This window comes from Mycolicibacterium bacteremicum, assembly GCF_002086115.1.
GTDB lineage: Bacteria > Actinomycetota > Actinomycetes > Mycobacteriales > Mycobacteriaceae > Mycobacterium > Mycobacterium bacteremicum.
Genome location: NZ_MVHJ01000001.1, coordinates 208,927 through 225,440, shown reverse-complemented (window position 1 = coordinate 225,440; position 16,514 = coordinate 208,927). Strand labels below are relative to the sequence as shown.

The window sequence follows — 16,514 nt, the reverse complement described above, 5'->3', positions numbered from 1 at the left end:
TTCACAACGCCTCTTCGACTGAGCCGCTCATCTGGTCAAGATCAGCGAGCGGGTTTCGGGCAGGACGGGTGTGCACCCGCGGTGACCAGTTCCGACACCGCTCCGCGCGGGTCGCCGCTGGTCACCAACCCCTCCCCGACGAGCACTGCATCGGCGCCCGCACCGGCATAGGCGAGCAGATCGGCGGTGCCGCGGACGCCGGATTCGGCCACCCGGATGATGTCGGTCGGCAGACCCGGTGCAATCCGGGCGAAGCAGTCGCGGTCGACCTGCAGCGTCTTCAGATCGCGGGCATTCACCCCGATGACGGTGGCGCCGGCCTCCAGCGCGCGGTCGGCCTCTTCCTCGGTGTGCACCTCGACCAGCGCGGTCATCCCGAGCGACTCGGTGCGGTCGAGCATCGACTCGAGCGCCTTCTGCTCCAGTGCGGCCACGATCAGCAGCAGCATGTCCGCACCGTGGGCGCGGGCCTCATGGATCTGGTACGGCCCGACGATGAAGTCCTTGCGCAGCACCGGGATCGACACCGCCGCGCGCACCCTGTCCAGATCGTCGAGCGAGCCGTTGAACCGGCGCTCCTCGGTGAGCACGCTGATGATGCGCGCGCCGCCATCCTCGTAGGCCGTCGCCAGCTGCGCCGGGTCGGCGATGGAGGCGAGTTCACCGCGTGACGGGCTGGCGCGTTTGACCTCGGCGATCACGGCAATACCCGGTGCGCGGAGCGCGGCCATCACGTCCAGGGCAGGGCGAGCATCCTTGGCCCGCGCCTTGATGTCGGCGAAGCTCACGGCGGCTTCCCGGGTGGCAACGTCGGCGCGGACTCCTTCGATGATGGAGTCGAGCACGGTCGCCGTCATTGGCCATCGTCCTTTTCGGTCGGTCGGAGCGTTCTGCCCAAGATTAGTCGCCAGCGCTGCACCGGCCGTCACCGACCCTTGTTGTCCGGGTCGCTGCCGTCATCGGCCGCAGCCGGGGGTGCTTCGCTGGTCGGATCGGTGCCCTCGTCCAGGGCGTCCCACATGGTGCGCTCCGACATGCCGGCGGCCCCCTCGGCGGTCTCCGTGCGCACCGCCTCGCGGCGGGCCGCCGGTGCGGCGTACCGGGCGTTTGTCGCCGTGGCCGTACCGGCCGAACGCATCAGCACCACGGCCGCGACCAGCGTGATCACCGCCGCGAGCAGCGCGGTGCCGGCACCGGCATAGAACCGCTGCGAACCCACCAGATCGGCCACCTGCACCTCGGCCAGGCCGGCGCCGCGCACCGAGATGTCGTGCACCACCCACTGGCTGACGCCCAGATAGCCGATCCCGGCGCTGCACGCGGCGACCAGCAGCGCCACCACCCGCAGCAGACGGCCGCGCACCGCCAGCGCGACGACGGCCGCCGCCAGCAGCACCAGCGCCAGCGGCACCAGGGCCGTCGACCAGGCGGCACCGTTGAGCGTCGTGGTCTTTGGCTGGCCCAGACCGTCGGCCGAACTGATGTCGACCCAGGGCAGGCGGGAGGCCACCCACAGGGCGAGCGCGGCCAGCACCAGTAGCGCCTGCGCGAGCCGGATCACGGCGACTCGCTGTGCAGCGGCTCGCCGAGGGTCTCGGCGGCGGCGACGGCGGCCAGCACCGCCTTGGCCTTGTTGGTGGCCTCGTTGTATTCGTAGGGGCCGTTGGAATCGGCCACGACTCCCCCGCCGGCCTGGACGTAGGCGGTGCCGTTGCGCATCAGCGCCGTCCGGATGGCGATGGCGAAGTCGGCATTGCCGGCGAAGTCCAGATAGCCCAGCACGCCACCGTAAAGGCCGCGCCGGGTCAGCTCGACCTCCTCGATGAGCTCCATGGCCCGCACCTTCGGCGCGCCCGACAGGGTGCCCGCCGGGAAACAGGCGGTGACCGCATCGAGTGCGGTGCTGCCCTCGGCGAGCTGCCCGGTGACCGTGGACACCAGATGCATGACGTGGCTGTAGCGCTCGATGTGGCTGTAGTCCTCCACCCGCACGGTGCCGGGCTCGGACACCCTGCCCAGGTCGTTGCGGCCCAGGTCCACCAGCATCAGGTGCTCGGCGCGTTCCTTGTCGTCGGCCAGCAGCTCCTTCTCCAGCAGCAGGTCCTCCTCCTCGGTGTCACCGCGCCACCGCGTGCCCGCGATCGGGTGGGTGGTGGCCTTGCCGTCCTTGACCGTCACCAGCGCCTCCGGGCTCGAGCCGACGATCGAGAAGTCCAGGCCGCCTTGCGCATCCGGCACGTTCAGCAGGTACATGTACGGACTGGGGTTGGTCGCGCGCAGCATCCGGTAGACGTCGAGCGGATCCGCGGTGGTGCGCATCTCGAAGCGCTGCGAGGGCACCACCTGGAACGCCTCGCCGGCCTCGATATCGCCGACCAGTTTGTCGACGATCGCGGTGTACTCCTCGACGGTGCGCTGGGAGCGGTACTGCGGAACCGGCCGGCTGAAGGTCGCGACGCTGGATCCCAGCGGTTCGGCCAGCGCGGCGGTCATCACGTCGAGTCGGCGCACCGCGTCGTCATAGGCCTCGTCGACGCGTTCGTCGGTGCCGTTCCAGTTCACCGCGTTGGCGATCAGCGTGATGGTGCCCTCGTGGTGGTCGACGGCGGCGATGTCGGTGGCCAGCAGCAGCAGCATGTCGGGCAACCCGAGATCGTCTTCGGCCAGGTGGGGCAGCCGCTCCAGCCGACGCACCAGGTCGTAGGCGAAGAACCCGACCAGTCCAGAGGACAGCGGAGGCAGCCCGGGTAGCGCCGCGGTGGCCAGCAGATCGAGCGTCGTGCGCAGCGCGGCGAGCGGGTCGCCACCGGACGGGGCGTCCTGCGGGGTGGTGCCCAGCCAGACCGCCTCGCCGTCACACACCGTCAGCGCCGACGGGGCGCCGGCACCGATGAACGACCAGCGCGACCAGGACCGGCCGTTCTCCGCGGATTCCAGCAGGAAAGTGCCGGGTCGGTTGGCGGCCAGCTTCCGGTAGGCCGACAGCGGGGTTTCGCTGTCGGCCAGCACCTTGCGGGTCACCGGCACCACCCGGTGGCCGGCGGCGAGGTCCCGGAAGTCGGCGCGGGGCGTCGTGACGGCCAGGGTGTCGGCGGGCGTTGGTCGTTGCACGCGGACAATCCTCCCAGACGCCGAACAGCCGCTGGGCGTAGCGTGGGCAGCCATGACGCTTCTGCAGACCGGCGATCAGGTGGCCGAGTTCGAACTGCCCGACCAGACCGGCACCGTACGCAGCCTCACCTCGTTGCTGGCCGACGGCCCGATCGTGCTGTTCTTCTATCCGGCCGCGATGACGCCGGGGTGCACCAAGGAGGCCTGCCACTTCCGTGATCTGGCCGGTGAGTTCGCCGCCGTGGGGGCTTCCCGGGTGGGGATCAGCACCGATTCGGTCGACAAGCAGGCCAAGTTCGCCGATCAGCAGCGCTTCGACTACCCGCTGCTCTCCGACGCCGACGGCACGGTGGCCACCGCCTTCGGCGTCAAGCGCGGACTGCTGGGCAAGCTGATGCCGGTCAAGCGCACGACGTTCGTGATCGACACCGATCGCCGCATCCTGCAGGTCATCTCCAGCGAGTTCAGCATGGACACCCACGCCGACAAGGCGCTCGAGGTCCTGCGGGCCCGCTGACGTGACCCCGGTCCTGGAGATCATCGACGTCACCTTTCGTCGCGACGGCAAGCAGATCATCGACGGCATCTCGCTGACGGTGCACAGCGGGGAGCACTGGGCGCTGCTCGGCCCGAACGGCGCGGGCAAGAGCACGCTGCTCGGTTTCTGTGCGGCAGTGACGTTTCCGAGCAGCGGAACCGTGAAGATCCTGGGTGCGCAGATGGGCAAGACCGATCTGACGGTGCTGCGCCGGTCGATCGGTCACGTCAACCCGCGCCACCGCCTGCAGTATCCGTTGACGGTGCGCGAGGTGGTGCTCACCGGCTTCACCGCCACCATCGACACCGCGGCCCGATGGACCCCGAGTCCCGAACAGCTGCGCCGCGCCGACGAGTTGATCGACACCGTCGGGCTGTCGGCCCGCGCCGAGGCGGTATGGCCCACGCTGTCCCAGGGCGAGCGTGGCCGCACCCTGATCGCCCGCGCGCTGATCGCCGAACCGCGACTGCTGCTGCTCGACGAACCGAGCACCGGCCTCGATGTCGCCGCCCGCGAACAGCTGCTGGAAACCATTGACACGCTGGACGATACGCACCCGGAGATGGCGTCGATCCTGGTCACCCACCACCTGGAGGAACTACCGATCAGCACCACCCATGCGCTGCTGATCGGCGAGGGCCGCACCGTGGCCAGCGGGCCCGTCCGGGACACGGTGACCACCGAGCACGTCAGCGAGGCGTTTCACCATCCGGTGATGGTCGGCTTCGAGGACGGCCGGTGGACCGCACGGGCCAAGGGCCGCGGTTAGCGCAGCGACCGGACCCGGGGCACGGGGTGGGTCACCCTGCGGGCGCCTCGTTGCGACGGCGACGGGCCTCACGGTGCCGGGTCACCGGTGAGGTGTCGATGACGCGGTTGGCCATCGACGCCAGAAACCGCGCCGGCTGCAGGTGCGCCGGCACCGCGTCATGGCGGATCGCAACGTTGGGCAGCGCGGCCATCGCCTCGTCGACGGCCGCGGTCTCGACGTCGACGATCTCGAAAAGAGTTTCCGGATCCGCCTTTTCGAGGCTGTCGACCTCATCCTCCGGGGACTCGGCGATATCGGCCTCGTGGTCGATCATCACCAGGGCGACGGCGTGATAGGCGTCGTCCTCGGTACCGAGCTTGCCGAGCAGGTCGATCATCCACTCGGCCTTGTCCGGTTCGGAGGTCAGGATCGTCGAGCGCAACCCGTAGACGAAGCCCAGCGCGGCCAGCGGGTGGCGCAGCCGGAGGTTCTTGGCGTCGCCGTAGCTCTCCTCCACCCGGTTGGCGGCGTTCTTGCCGAAGCTGGAGTCCATCCGTTTGGTGCTGATCAGCAGTTCGGGGCCGGTATCCCAGTCGGACATGATGACGTCGACCTGCTTCATGTAGTGCTTGCCGAGCACGCTCGCGCTGGAGGCCGAGACCCCCTTCATCGACCGCTGCAACCGCTGTTCGATGAGGTGGCGCTCCTTGAGGGGCAGTGCCTGCAGCAGATGGGCGATCGCACTGGGCATGATGCGCGGATCGGTCGGCCGCGGCCATACCGCGTCCGGGTCGAAGCCGGCGCGGCGCAGTTCATAGGACAGCCAGACATCCAGCGCCAGCGCGGGCACCCCGGTGGTCGACGGCGCATCCAGGTACAGCGGCACACCGAGCAGCTTGCGCAGCACCCGGAAATCCGGCAGGTAGGTCAGCGTCTCCGCGGTGCGGACCCACGGGTTGCTGTGTTCCCCGCCGGGCGCGGCATCGGCGACGATGCGGTCGAAGATGGCCCACGCGGTGGCCTTGGTGGACGGTTCAGCGGGCACGCCGCGACCTTACCGCCCTCCGCGATGCCAGCGAATGACGAGCCGCCCGAACCGATTCCAGGTCGGTGTCCACGCCGAGCGCGTCGTCGACGACCGCCACGGCATCGAGCAACCGACCGCGGGACAGCAGACCTGACACCTGGCGCCGCACCGCCCGCAGCGGCGCCGCCCGGTCGGCGAGCAGATCGGGTGCCGGTACCAGCCAGCGGTCGGCTTCGCGCGGTTCGATCTTGAGCACACCGCCGCCGTAGGCGCGTCCCACCATCTCGGCATGCAGCAGCGTCGCCGAGTTCAACGCTGCCAGCGGCAGCAGATCGCGCCCCAGCGCGGCCGTCTCGGCGCGCAGATACACCCCGTGCACCGAGTTGAGGTGATGGGCGTGCGCGCGATTGGTGACCAGCCGCGGCGTATCGGCGTTCATGCAGGTCAGCAGCAGGTCCGCCGGTGCCAGCAACGGAACCCGATACCACGGCGTGCGCACCCGGCACTTGTAGGCCAGGTGCACCCCGGCGGCCTGTCCGGCCTCCACATAACGCCGGGCTGCGGCCGAGAGTCGCTCGCCGGGCCGGAACAGATGCACCGACCGCCCCTGCGCGCCGAGGCCGGCCAGTTGCTGCGCCGACAGCGCCAGCCCGCGCAGGTGGGCGCTGCCCGGCGGTGAGAGCGTCAGCAGGTCCTCGGCCTCGAGCCCGAGTTCGGCCACCCGCGCCGGAGACAACGCGAAGTAGCCGTTGTTGCCGGTGACCATGCCCAGCGTGGTCTCACCCCAGCGTTCCAGCACATCGAAGCGGCCGCCGGCCTGCAGGGCGTGCAGCGCGTCGACCGGGCGATGCCCGATGAGCCCGCTGACCCACTTGTCCGACGGGTCGGCAGGCGACCAATGACGTTGCACCAGTTCGGCATTCAGCGAATCGGCATTGCGGGCGCGGTGGATGACGGCGTGTCCGGACGGGCCCGCACCGAAACCGTCGGCCAGCAGCAGCACCACATCGGCCTCCGCGCCGGGGAAGACCTGCTCGTCGAACATCACCAGTTCGACGCTGGCGAACCGGTCGAACAGGAACTTGCGGACCGCGGCGGCGTAGTTGACGCTGAGCAGCTCGGCGGGCAGTACCAGAGCCATCCGTCCGCCGGGCGCCAGGAACAGCGCCGCGTGCACCGTGAAGGCCGCCCAGCTCGACGCCAACGCCGACAGTGTCACCCCGGCCTGCAGCGCGGCCCGCCGGGACTGGGCCCGCTGCTTACCGCGGAAGTCCTGGTAGCGGATGTAGGGCGGGTTGCCCAGCACGGCGGTGTGGACGGGCCGCGGGGTGACGTCGAAGAAGTCGGCGGTGCGCACGGTGGCCCGGCCGCCCGCCTCGGCGACCCGGCGGCGGGCGGTGGCGGCGCTGGCCGCGTGGATCTCCACACCGTGCAGTTGCGGCCGCTCCACGCCCAGACTGCGCAGCCGCTCGGTGGCCGCGACGAGGAAGGCCGCATCACCGGCCGACGGCTCGAAGACGCTGTCGCCGGGCCCGCGCACCGCCCAGTCGGCCAGATACCGGGTGATGGCCGTCGGGGTGAAGAAGGCGCCGCGCGCTTTTCGTTCGGCGGCACTGTCGGTGGCCACCCTGCCGTCGGTCATCAGAGCATTGTTGCCGATGGCACCGACAAAACCGGTCAGCTCTCGTCGAGCAGCTGGTCGGCGTCGAAGCAGCTGTGGTCGCCGGTGTGGCACGCACCGCCGACCTGATCGACCTGCAGCAGCACACTGTCCCCGTCGCAGTCCAGCCGTACCGAGTGCACGTACTGGGTGTGCCCGGAGGTGGCGCCCTTGATCCACTGCTCGCCGCGCGAACGCGAGAAGTAGGTGGCCTCCCGGGTTTCCAGGGTGCGGGCCAGCGCATCGTCGTCCATCCAGGCGACCATCAGGACGTCACCGCTGCCGCGCTCCTGCACCACCGCGGTGAACAATCCGGCCTCATTGCGTTTGAGCCTTGCGGCGATGGCGGGGTCGAGTGCCATCATCTGACCTCGCTTCGATTCGCCGATGTCGCTGCGCTCATCGGACGGTGATCCCGTCGGCGGCCATCGCGGCCTTCACCTCACCGATGGTGAGCTCACCGAAATGGAAGACGCTGGCGGCCAGCACCGCATCGGCACCGGCGTGCACCGCGGGCGCGAAGTGGTCGACCGCTCCCGCCCCGCCGCTGGCGATCACCGGCACCGAGACGGCCTCGCGGACCGCGTGCAGCATCGGCAGGTCGAAACCGGCCTTCGTGCCGTCGGCATCCATCGAGTTGAGCAGGATCTCCCCCACCCCGAGTTCGGCTCCGCGCCGGGCCCATTCGACAGCGTCGATCCCGGTGCCGCGCCGTCCGCCGTGCGTGGTGACCTCCCAGCCCGACGGGGTCGGCGGTTCGCCCTCGGGCACGGTGCGGGCATCCACGCTCAACACGATGCACTGCGAACCGAACTGGCGGGACAGTTCGGCCAGTAGTTCCGGCCGTGCGATCGCGGCGGTGTTCACCGAGACCTTGTCCGCACCGGCACGCAGCAGGATGTCGACATCGGCCACCGAACGGACCCCGCCACCCACGGTCAGCGGGATGAAGACCTGCTCGGCGGTGCGACGCACCACCTCGAGCATGGTGCTGCGCCCGGCCGAGGACGCCGTGACATCCAGGAAGGTCAGTTCGTCGGCACCGGCGGCGTCGTAGGCGGCGGCCAGCTCGACCGGATCACCGGCGTCCCTGAGGTTCTCGAAGTTGACACCCTTGACCACCCGGCCGTCGTCGACGTCCAGACACGGGATGACCCTGACTGCGACGCTCATGTCAGTAGTCCTCCGGTGCGCCCGCGGCGGCCACCAGTTCCAGGATGTCCTGGTGGATGCCCGGCGCAGCGGCCAGCGCCGACTTCGATTCGACGGTCCACGGTCGGCCGGCCAGGTCGGTGACGATGCCACCCGCCGCGCGCACCAGCGCCACCCCGGCCGCGTGATCCCAGACATGATGCCCGAAACTGATGGCACCGCCCAGGATCCCGGCCGCCACATAGGCCAGGTCCACCCCGGTGGCACCGTGCATCCGCACCCGGGACGACACCCGGCTGAGGTTGGCCAGCACCTCCACGCGGTAGCGACCCGGGAACCGGCCGTGCGAGTCGATGTTGAAGGTCTGGATGCCGATGATGGACTCGGCCAGCCCGGTGGTCGACAGCGCGGGCAGCTCGGTACCGTTGTCGCGTAACGGCCCACCGACCACGGCGGTGTACCGGTTTCCGACGAACGGCAGCCAGGTCAACCCCGCGACCGGAGTTCCCTCGTGCAGCAGTCCGAGCAGAATCGCGGCCATCGGCGAACCGGCGGCGTAGTTGAACGTGCCGTCGATGGGGTCGAGCACCCACACCAGCTCGGAATCCACCGGGGCTCCACCGAACTCCTCGCCGTGCACCCCGATGCCGGTGCGCTCGGTCAGGGCGGCGACCACCTGCCGCTCGATGGCCAGATCCACCTCGGTGGCGAAGTCGTTGCCCTGCTTGCGGACAGCCGAGTCGGCGCGGTGGCCGGCGACGAACGGGCCCGAGGCCTCGTCGAGGATCTCGGTGGCCGTCGCGACCAGGTCGGCCAACTGCTCGGGTCGCAGCATCAGCCGCTGACCGCGCTGAGCGCCTCGGGAAGGGTGAATCGCCCGGCGTAAAGGGCTTTTCCGACGATGGCACCCTCGACACCGCGATCGGTCAGGGTGGCGATGGCCCGTAGATCGTCGATGCTGGACACGCCGCCCGAGGCGATCACCGGTGCGTCGGTTCGATCGGTCACCGAGGAGAGCAGCTCCAGATTGGGACCGTTGAGGGTGCCGTCCTTGGTGACATCGGTGACGACGAAGCGCGAGCACCCTTCGCCGACAAGGCGATCCAGGACCGGCCACAGATCGCCACCGTCGGTTTCCCAACCGCGACCGCGCAGCCGGTACTCGCCGTCCTCCAGCTTCACATCCAGGCCGACGGCAACCTTGTCGCCGTGCTCGGCGATCGCGGCGGCACACCACTGCGGATTCTCCAGTGCGGCGGTGCCCAGGTTCACCCGGCGGCAGCCGGTGGCCAGCGCTGCGCGCAGCGACTCGTCGTCGCGGATGCCACCGGACAGTTCCACGGCCACGTCGAGTTGACCGACGACCTCGGCGAGCAGCTCACGGTTGGAGCCGCGCCCGAAGGCGGCGTCGAGGTCGACCAGATGGATCCACTCGGCACCGTCGCGCTGCCAGCCCAGGGCCGCGTCCAGCGCGGAGCCATACTCGGTCTCGCTGCCGGCCACGCCCTGCACCAGACGCACCGCGCGGCCCTCGACGACATCGACGGCGGGAAGAAGAATCAATGACACGTGCGGTTACCTTACTTGTCTGCTCAGTCGAGGCTGTCGACCCAGTTGCGCAGCAGCGTCGCGCCGGCGTCGCCGCTCTTCTCCGGGTGGAACTGGGTGGCCGACAGCGCACCGTTCTCGACAGCGGCCAGGAACGGCACCTCGTGGGTGGCCCAGGTCAGCTTCGCATCGGCGGCACCGGTCCAGGTCTGCGCGGCGTAGGAGTGCACGAAGTAGAACCGGGTGTCGGCGTCGAGCCCCTTGAACAGGGTGCTGCCCTCGGGCGCATCGACGACGTTCCAGCCCATGTGCGGGATGACCGGCGCGTCCAGACGGGTGACCGCCCCGGGCCACTGGGCACACCCGTGGGTCTGCACACCGAACTCGACACCCTCGGTGAACATGATCTGCATTCCCACGCAGACACCCAGCACGGGCCGGCCGGCGGCCAGCCGGTCGGCGATGAGCCGCTCCCCGCCGATCTCGCGCAGCCCGGCCATGCATGCCTCGTAGGCGCCGACGCCGGGTACCACCAGACCGTCGGCCTCCAGCGCGGCGGTCGCATCGGCGCTCACCACGACCTCGGCGCCGGTACGTTCCAGGGCGCGCTGCGCCGAGCGCAGATTGCCCGACCCGTAGTCCAGGATGGTGACCTTCTTCGAAAGCCCCACGGTTACAACGTGCCCTTGGTGGACGGCACCCCGGTGACCCGCGGGTCGAACTCGACGGCCTGGCGCAGCGCCCGGGCGACGGCCTTGTACTCGGCCTCGGTGATGTGGTGCGGGTCGCGGCCGTAGAGGGTGCGGACGTGCAGCGCGATCCGGGCGTTGTAGGCCAGCGACTCGAACACATGCCGGTTGATGACGGTGTGGTACGGCGTGCTGGATCCCGCGATGGTGAACTCCACCATGTAATCCGGCTCGCCGGTGTGCACGAAGTAGGGCCGGCCGGACACGTCGACGGCGGCGTGCGCCAATGTCTCGTCCATCGGGATGAAGGCGTCGCCGAAGCGGCGGATGCCCTTCTTGTCGCCGAGCGCCTGACCGAGCGCCTGGCCCAGCACGATGGCGGTGTCCTCGACGGTGTGGTGCCCCTCGATCTCGGTGTCACCCTTGGCGTGCACGGTCAGATCGAAGCTGGCGTGGCTGCCCAGTGCGGTCAGCATGTGGTCGAAGAACGGCACACCGGTGTCGATGTCGACCTGACCGGTGCCGTCCAGGTCGATCTCGACGACGATGTCGGATTCGCGGGTCGTGCGTTCGACCTTCGCGCGGCGGGTCATGAGGCTCCTTGGTTCTCCGTTAGGACGCCGGATTCGGCGATCGTGGCACTCACATCGAGGAAGACGTCGTTCTCTTCGGCCAGCCCGACGGTGGTCCGCAGGAAGCCCGGCAGGCCGACGTCGCGGATCAGCACGCCGGCGTCGAGATAGCGCTGCCAGACGGCCGGGGCGTCGGCAAAGCCGCCGAAGAGCACGAAGTTGGCGTCGCTGGGGATGACCCGATAGCCCATGCCGGTCAGCGCGGAGGTGATCCGGCCGCGCTCGGCGATCAGCGTCTGCACACTGCCCAGCGTCTCCTCGGCATGCCGCAGGGCGGCCCGGGCACCGGCCTGGGTGAGCACCGAGAGGTGATAGGGCAGCCGGACCAGCAGGATGGCGTCGATGACGGCCGGGTCGGCGATCAGGTAGCCCAGCCGCCCGCCGGCGAAGGCGAAGGCCTTGCTCATGGTGCGGGTGACGATGAGCTTGGCCGGGTGCTCGGCGATGAGTCCGATGGCGCTGGGCTGGGAGGAGAACTCCCCGTAGGCCTCGTCGACGATGACCACCCCGGGTGCGGCCTCGAGTACCCGGCGCAACTCGTCAGGTGTGACGCTCTGGCCCGACGGGTTGTTGGGACTGGCCAGGAACACCACATCGGGCCGGTGTTCGGTGATCGCGGCGACGGCACGGTCGGTGTCCAGGCCGAAGTCCTCGGCCCGGGCCGCCTCCAGCCAGTCGGTCTGGGTCCTGTCGGAGATGATCGGGTGCATCGAGTAGGACGGCACGAAACCGATGGCGCTCCGGCCCGGTCCACCGAACGCCTGTAACAGCTGCTGCAGGATCTCGTTGGAGCCGTTGGCTGCCCAGACGTTGTCCACGCTCACCTCGACACCGGTCTGGGTGCTCAGATAGCCGGCCAGATCCGTGCGCAGGGCCACCGCGTCCCGGTCCGGGTAGCGGTGCAGTTCGGCGGCGGCGTCGCGGACGGATTCGGCGACATCGTCGACGAGCGCCTGGGTGGGCGGGTGCGGGTTCTCATTGGTGTTCAGCCGTACCGGCACCGCGAGTTGCGGTGCGCCGTAGGGCGATTTACCGCGCAGGTTGTCCCGCAGCGGCAGATCGTCCAGGGTGATCCTCGATGCTGCAGCGATGGTGCTCACCTTTCGAACCGTCGTCGGACTGCCTCGCCGTGGGCCGGCAGGTTCTCCGCCTTGGACAGCGTGATGACATGTCCGGCAACATCTTTGAGGGCGGCCTCGTCGTACTCGACGACATGGATGCCGCGCAGGAAGGTCTGCACCGACAGGCCGCTGGAGTGCCGGGCGCACCCGGCGGTGGGCAGCACGTGGTTGGACCCGGCACAGTAGTCGCCCAGACTCACCGGCGACCAGGCGCCGACGAAGATGGCTCCGGCCGAACGGATCCGGCTCGCCACCGCCGCGGAGTCCTCGGTCTGGATCTCCAGATGCTCGGCGGCGTAGGCATTGACCACCTTGAGCCCGGCCTCGACATCGTCGACCAGCACGATGGCCGACTGCCTTCCGGTCAGCGCGGTGGTGACGCGCTCACGGTGTGCGGTGGTCTCCAGTTGCGCCCGCACCTCGGCATCGGAGGCATCGGCCAGCGCGACGCTGTCGGTGACCAACACGCTGGCCGCCATCTCGTCATGCTCGGCCTGGCTGATCAGATCAGCTGCGATGTGCCTCGGATCGGCGGTGTGGTCGGCCAGGATCGCGATCTCGGTGGGCCCGGCCTCGGCGTCGATGCCGACCTGGGAGCGGCAGATCCGTTTGGCGGCGGTCACATAGATGTTGCCCGGGCCGGTGATCATGTCCACCGGATCCAGGGGCGCGCCGTCGGTGTCGGCACCGCCGTAGGCCAGCAGCGCCACGGCCTGCGCGCCGCCGACGGCCCACACCTCGTCGACGCCGAGCAGCGCGGCGGCGGCCAGGATCGTCGGGTGCGGCAGGCCCTGGAATCCGGGCGGGTTCGAGGCCTGCGGCGGACTGGCGATCACCAGTGAGTCGACGCCCGCGGTCTGGGCGGGCACCACGTTCATCACGACGCTCGACGGGTAGACCGCGTTGCCGCCCGGGACGTAGAGCCCGACCCGCTCGACCGGCACCCAGCGTTCGGTGACGGTCGCGCCGGGCCCCAGCGTGGTGGTGGTGTCGGTGCGGCGCTGGTCGGCGTGCACGCTCCGGGTGCGTTCGATCGCGACCTCGAGGGCGGCCCGGACGTCGGCGTCGAGCGAACGGAGCGCCTCAGCCAGTTTCTCGGCGGGCACCCGGACCGTCTCCGGACGCACTCCGTCGAAGGTCTCGCCGTATTCCAGTGCGGCGACCGCGCCGCGCGCCACGATGTCATCGACGATCGGGCGGACCTTCGGGATCACCGCATCCACGTCGACCCCGCCACGCGGCAGCGTGGTGCGCAGGCGGGCCGCGGACAGGTCCGCACCGCGCAGGTCGATGCGGGACATGAGGGATCCTGATGACGTCACGGGTCTATTGTCCCAGAGCAGGCCAAATCGAATTCGGGAGCCGCCATGTCCGCGTCACCGTCGCGCAAGGATCACCCAAACAACGCCGCAGGCGTGCCGATGCTGGTGCCGCCGGCGCTGGAGAAATTCCAGATCAAGTACATCAATCCACTGATGACACCGCTGAGCCGCAAGCTGCCCGGGATGAGTGTGATCAAGCACACCGGCCGCACCTCGGGAACCGCATACGAGACGCCGGTCACCTCGTACCGCAAGGGCGACATCCTGGCCATCGGTCTGATCCACGGCAAGACGAACTGGGTCAAGAACGTACTGGCCGCCGGTGCGGCCGACATCCGGGTGTCGGGCAAGGACCTGCACCTGGTGAATCCGCGCGTGCTGCCCGCCGGCACGGTGGATCGCTCGCTGCCGCTCATCGCGCGCCTGATGCTGCGCAAGACCGGGGTCTTCGTCGCCGACATCGCCTGACTCGCGGCGATCGGACCCGATGCCGTAAACCCGGTTGCGCAGACCTGACAGAATTTCGGTCATGACCTGGCAGGTGTGGCTGGCGTTCCTGGGCGCCGCCATCGCGATCAGCATTGCTCCCGGGCCCGGCGCGGTGCAGTCGATGGCCACCGGGATGACCGATGGGCTGCGCCGCGGCTGGTGGAGCGTCATCGGGCTCGAGATCGGGCTGATGCTGCAGCTGGTGCTGGTGGCCGCGGGCGTCGGTGCCGTCGTCGCGGGGTCGGCGGTGGCATTCACGGTGGTGAAATGGCTCGGGGTGGCGTACCTGGGCTACCTGGCGGTCCGGCAATGGCGCACCGCACCGCGCGATCTACGCGAACAGATCGGTGCGGCGGCGGTGAGCAGCAGGCGCGGCCTGGTGCTGCGTGGGTTCCTGGTCAACGCGACCAATCCCAAGGGGCTGGTCTTCTTCCTGGCCGCCCTGCCCCAGTTCGTCACGCCGGACGCACCGCTGCTGCCGCAGTATCTGGCGATCGGGCTGACCATGATCGTCGTCGACATCGTGGTGATGGGTGTGTACACCGGGCTCGCCGGGCGGCTGGTCGGCTGGCTGAACAACGCCCGGCAGCAGACGATCTTGAACCGCGCCATCTCGGCGATGTTCGCCGTGGCGGCCGTCGTGCTGTCTCTGGTGCGCCGCGGGGCACCGGCCTGATATTCCGGTGGTCGGACCACCGCGGACACTGGCCGGCATGCGAAGAAGGCCGTGCGACGCGCGCACAACCACCTGATGGATGGGGTCCGGCTTTCCGCGCGCGCCCGTCCCACCCAGCAAAGCCGCGGTCGGCGACCGCTCCGTAGCTGCACCTGGGCTCGCGGGGCCTAAGCGCTCGTGACACCCGCCCGCGACGCCCGCCGCGGGTTGCCCAATTCTGTCGGGCCGGAATCGAGTTGATATCCGTGTTCGTGTGTCGCCTTGCACCGCAAGCCTTTTCGTCGAAAGCAGAGCTATCCACGCAGACGGGCGGCGTGTATAGATGACGCTCGAGACCGATCCAGCCGACCGGAGGGAAATTGTTCATGAGGCCGACCGTTCTTGTGACGGCACACCGCACAGTTCTGGCCTCGGCCCTGACTGCCGGGGTGGTGGCCGCCACCGGATTCGGCGGCGTGGATCTGTCCCCGGCGACCGCACCGACGCCGGGCGGCCACATCGATTCCGGTGCGGTGCTCGCGGCTCCGGCCATCCGCCCGGCGAACGCATCGCAACCACTGGTGGCGACAGCCTCGCCGACCCCCAACGCCCTGTATGCCGGTGCCGTCGAGACCGCTCCCGCCACGGGGCCGATCGAGCCGAACCGGGCACCGGACGTCCGCACAGCGGTCGATTCCGAGAACGACATCGCCACCACCGCGAAGCGCGATATCCCGGCCTTCATCCTGCCCACCAGCTTCGCAGCCGCCACCACGCCCACCGGCTCCAGCCGGATCGGCGAGGCGTCCGCGGCGGCGGCCGAACCTGTTCCGTTCGATCCGCAGGTGCTGTTCGGCCCCGGCGGCCTGCTCATCGGCGACGGCATCGAACCCGGCGCCAACGGCGGCCTACTGGGCGGCAACGGTGCGGCCGGCGCCCCGGGCCAGAAGGGCGGTAACGGCGGCCTGCTGTTCGGCAACGGCGGTCGCGGCGGTGACGGCGTCAATGGCGGGCCGGGAGGCGCGGGCGGAAAGGCCGGGCTGATCGGCAACGGCGGAGCCGGCGGCAACGGCGATCTGGGTGGCCGCGGCGGCGACGGTGGCGACGCCGGCGTGATCGGCAACGGCGGCAAGGGCGGGACCGGCGGCACCAACACCGATTCGGGCTCGTCGAGCAACTACGGCGGGGCCGGCGGACGCGGTGGCAACGGCGGTGTTCTCGGTGGGTCCGGAGGCGATGGCGGCGCCGGCGGCAGCGGACTCTCCACCGATGACAGGCAGGCCGGCGGGGCGGCGGGCGGTGACGGCGGCCGCGGTGGACTGTTCGGCAACGGCGGAAACGGCGGCCGGGGCGGGGACGGTGACTCCGCGACCGGCGACGGCGTCGGCGGCCGCGGCGGCCAGGGTGGCAACTCCACCAACGGCAATGCCGGACGTGGCGGTGGCGGCGGCGCTGCCGCCGGTGGCACCAGTTCCTTCGGCGGATCCGGTGGCGACGGAGGCAGCGCCACGGCGGGTGGATCCGGCGGGACCGGCGGATCCGGTGGTTCCGCCCAGACCGACGACGGCTATTCGGCGGGCGGACACGGCGGCAACGGTGGTCGCGGGGCGGGCGCCGGCCCCGGTGGCCGCGGCGGCGACGGCGGAGACGGTGGAAGCAGTTCGGCCACAAGCGGAATCGGGCGCGGCGGCAACGGCGGCGACGGTGGCTCGGGCGGTATCGGCAGCCCGGGTGGCTCCGGCGGCAGCGGCGGCACGGGCACCGGGTCCGATTCGGGTAGCCGCAACGGTGCCGACGGCAGCGACGGCTGACGCGCCGG

18 protein-coding genes are annotated in these 16,514 nt (G+C 70.1%); 5 read left to right on the top strand and 13 right to left on the bottom strand.

Annotation, left to right across the window (positions count from 1 at the left end):
* Positions 1-41: 41 nt before the first annotated feature.
* The 3 genes from trpC to BST17_RS01015 form a co-directional block, all read right to left on the bottom strand.
* A complete protein-coding gene (gene trpC / locus BST17_RS01025) occupies positions 42-857 on the bottom strand; it encodes an indole-3-glycerol phosphate synthase TrpC (protein WP_083054684.1) in 816 nt (271 codons plus the stop codon).
* 68 nt (positions 858-925) lie between these two features.
* On the bottom strand, positions 926-1,561 hold the full coding sequence (locus BST17_RS01020; protein ID WP_083054682.1) for a TIGR02234 family membrane protein: 636 nt from the start codon (positions 1,559-1,561) through the stop codon (positions 926-928).
* Positions 1,558-3,165 (bottom strand): anthranilate synthase component I, encoded by a 1,608-nt coding sequence (locus tag BST17_RS01015; protein ID WP_407937715.1) that lies wholly within the window; start codon positions 3,163-3,165, stop codon positions 1,558-1,560. Before BST17_RS01015 ends, BST17_RS01020 begins: the two co-directional genes overlap by 4 nt.
* On the opposite strand from BST17_RS01015, the gene BST17_RS01010 reads away from it, so the two are divergent.
* Both BST17_RS01010 and BST17_RS01005 read left to right on the top strand, forming a co-directional pair.
* Positions 3,164-3,628 (top strand): peroxiredoxin, encoded by a 465-nt coding sequence (locus BST17_RS01010; protein WP_083054678.1) that lies wholly within the window; start codon positions 3,164-3,166, stop codon positions 3,626-3,628. The two genes, BST17_RS01015 and BST17_RS01010, sit on opposite strands and share 2 nt — an antisense overlap.
* Position 3,629: 1 nt before the next feature.
* Positions 3,630-4,418 (top strand): ABC transporter ATP-binding protein, encoded by a 789-nt coding sequence (locus tag BST17_RS01005; protein WP_083054676.1) that lies wholly within the window; start codon positions 3,630-3,632, stop codon positions 4,416-4,418.
* 31 nt (positions 4,419-4,449) lie between these two features.
* Here BST17_RS01005 and BST17_RS01000 read toward each other — a convergent pair whose 3' ends face one another.
* From BST17_RS01000 to hisD, 10 genes are read right to left on the bottom strand one after another with little or no spacing between them, the layout of a single operon-like run.
* Positions 4,450-5,445, bottom strand: coding sequence for a hypothetical protein (locus BST17_RS01000; RefSeq protein WP_083054674.1), 996 nt, complete (start codon positions 5,443-5,445; stop codon positions 4,450-4,452).
* The gene (locus BST17_RS00995; protein ID WP_109749942.1) at positions 5,435-7,069 is read right to left on the bottom strand and encodes an N-6 DNA methylase; all 1,635 of its coding nucleotides are present in this window, start codon (positions 7,067-7,069) and stop codon (positions 5,435-5,437) included. Before BST17_RS00995 ends, BST17_RS01000 begins: the two co-directional genes overlap by 11 nt.
* 35 nt (positions 7,070-7,104) lie before the next feature.
* Entirely contained in the window at positions 7,105-7,449 is a 345-nt protein-coding gene (gene hisI, locus BST17_RS00990) for a phosphoribosyl-AMP cyclohydrolase (RefSeq protein ID WP_083055240.1), read from the bottom strand.
* Between the two features lie 37 nt (positions 7,450-7,486).
* Entirely contained in the window at positions 7,487-8,260 is a 774-nt protein-coding gene (hisF, locus tag BST17_RS00985) for an imidazole glycerol phosphate synthase subunit HisF (protein ID WP_083054671.1), read from the bottom strand.
* A 1-nt stretch (position 8,261) separates the two neighbouring features.
* Positions 8,262-9,074 carry an inositol monophosphatase family protein gene (locus BST17_RS00980; protein WP_083054669.1) on the bottom strand — a complete coding sequence of 271 codons (813 nt, stop codon included), beginning with the start codon at positions 9,072-9,074 and terminating at the stop codon, positions 8,262-8,264.
* A complete protein-coding gene (priA, locus tag BST17_RS00975; RefSeq protein WP_083054667.1) occupies positions 9,074-9,808 on the bottom strand; it encodes a bifunctional 1-(5-phosphoribosyl)-5-((5-phosphoribosylamino)methylideneamino)imidazole-4-carboxamide isomerase/phosphoribosylanthranilate isomerase PriA in 735 nt (244 codons plus the stop codon). The genes BST17_RS00980 and priA overlap by 1 nt, the downstream gene beginning before the upstream one ends.
* A 23-nt stretch (positions 9,809-9,831) precedes the next feature.
* Positions 9,832-10,458: an imidazole glycerol phosphate synthase subunit HisH gene (gene hisH, locus BST17_RS00970; protein WP_083054665.1), complete on the bottom strand. Its 627-nt coding sequence runs from the start codon at positions 10,456-10,458 to the stop codon at positions 9,832-9,834.
* Between the two features lie 2 nt (positions 10,459-10,460).
* Complete coding sequence (gene hisB, locus BST17_RS00965) at positions 10,461-11,069, bottom strand: imidazoleglycerol-phosphate dehydratase HisB (RefSeq protein ID WP_083054663.1); 609 nt, start codon at positions 11,067-11,069, stop codon at positions 10,461-10,463.
* Positions 11,066-12,199 (bottom strand): histidinol-phosphate transaminase, encoded by a 1,134-nt coding sequence (locus BST17_RS00960; protein ID WP_083055237.1) that lies wholly within the window; start codon positions 12,197-12,199, stop codon positions 11,066-11,068. The genes hisB and BST17_RS00960 overlap by 4 nt, the downstream gene beginning before the upstream one ends.
* A 5-nt stretch (positions 12,200-12,204) precedes the next feature.
* A complete protein-coding gene (hisD, locus tag BST17_RS00955) occupies positions 12,205-13,530 on the bottom strand; it encodes a histidinol dehydrogenase (protein ID WP_083054661.1) in 1,326 nt (441 codons plus the stop codon).
* Positions 13,531-13,596: 66 nt separating this feature from the next.
* Here hisD and BST17_RS00950 point away from each other — a divergent pair, with 66 nt between their 5' ends.
* From BST17_RS00950 to BST17_RS29140, 3 genes are all read left to right on the top strand, one after another.
* Complete coding sequence (locus BST17_RS00950) at positions 13,597-14,019, top strand: nitroreductase family deazaflavin-dependent oxidoreductase (RefSeq protein ID WP_083054659.1); 423 nt, start codon at positions 13,597-13,599, stop codon at positions 14,017-14,019.
* Between the two features lie 61 nt (positions 14,020-14,080).
* Positions 14,081-14,716, top strand: a complete 636-nt coding sequence (locus BST17_RS00945) for a LysE family transporter (protein ID WP_083054657.1) — start codon at positions 14,081-14,083, stop codon at positions 14,714-14,716.
* Positions 14,717-15,081: 365 nt separating this feature from the next.
* The gene (locus BST17_RS29140; protein WP_165762182.1) at positions 15,082-16,506 is read left to right on the top strand and encodes a PGRS repeat-containing protein; all 1,425 of its coding nucleotides are present in this window, start codon (positions 15,082-15,084) and stop codon (positions 16,504-16,506) included.
* Positions 16,507-16,514 lie beyond the last annotated feature (8 nt).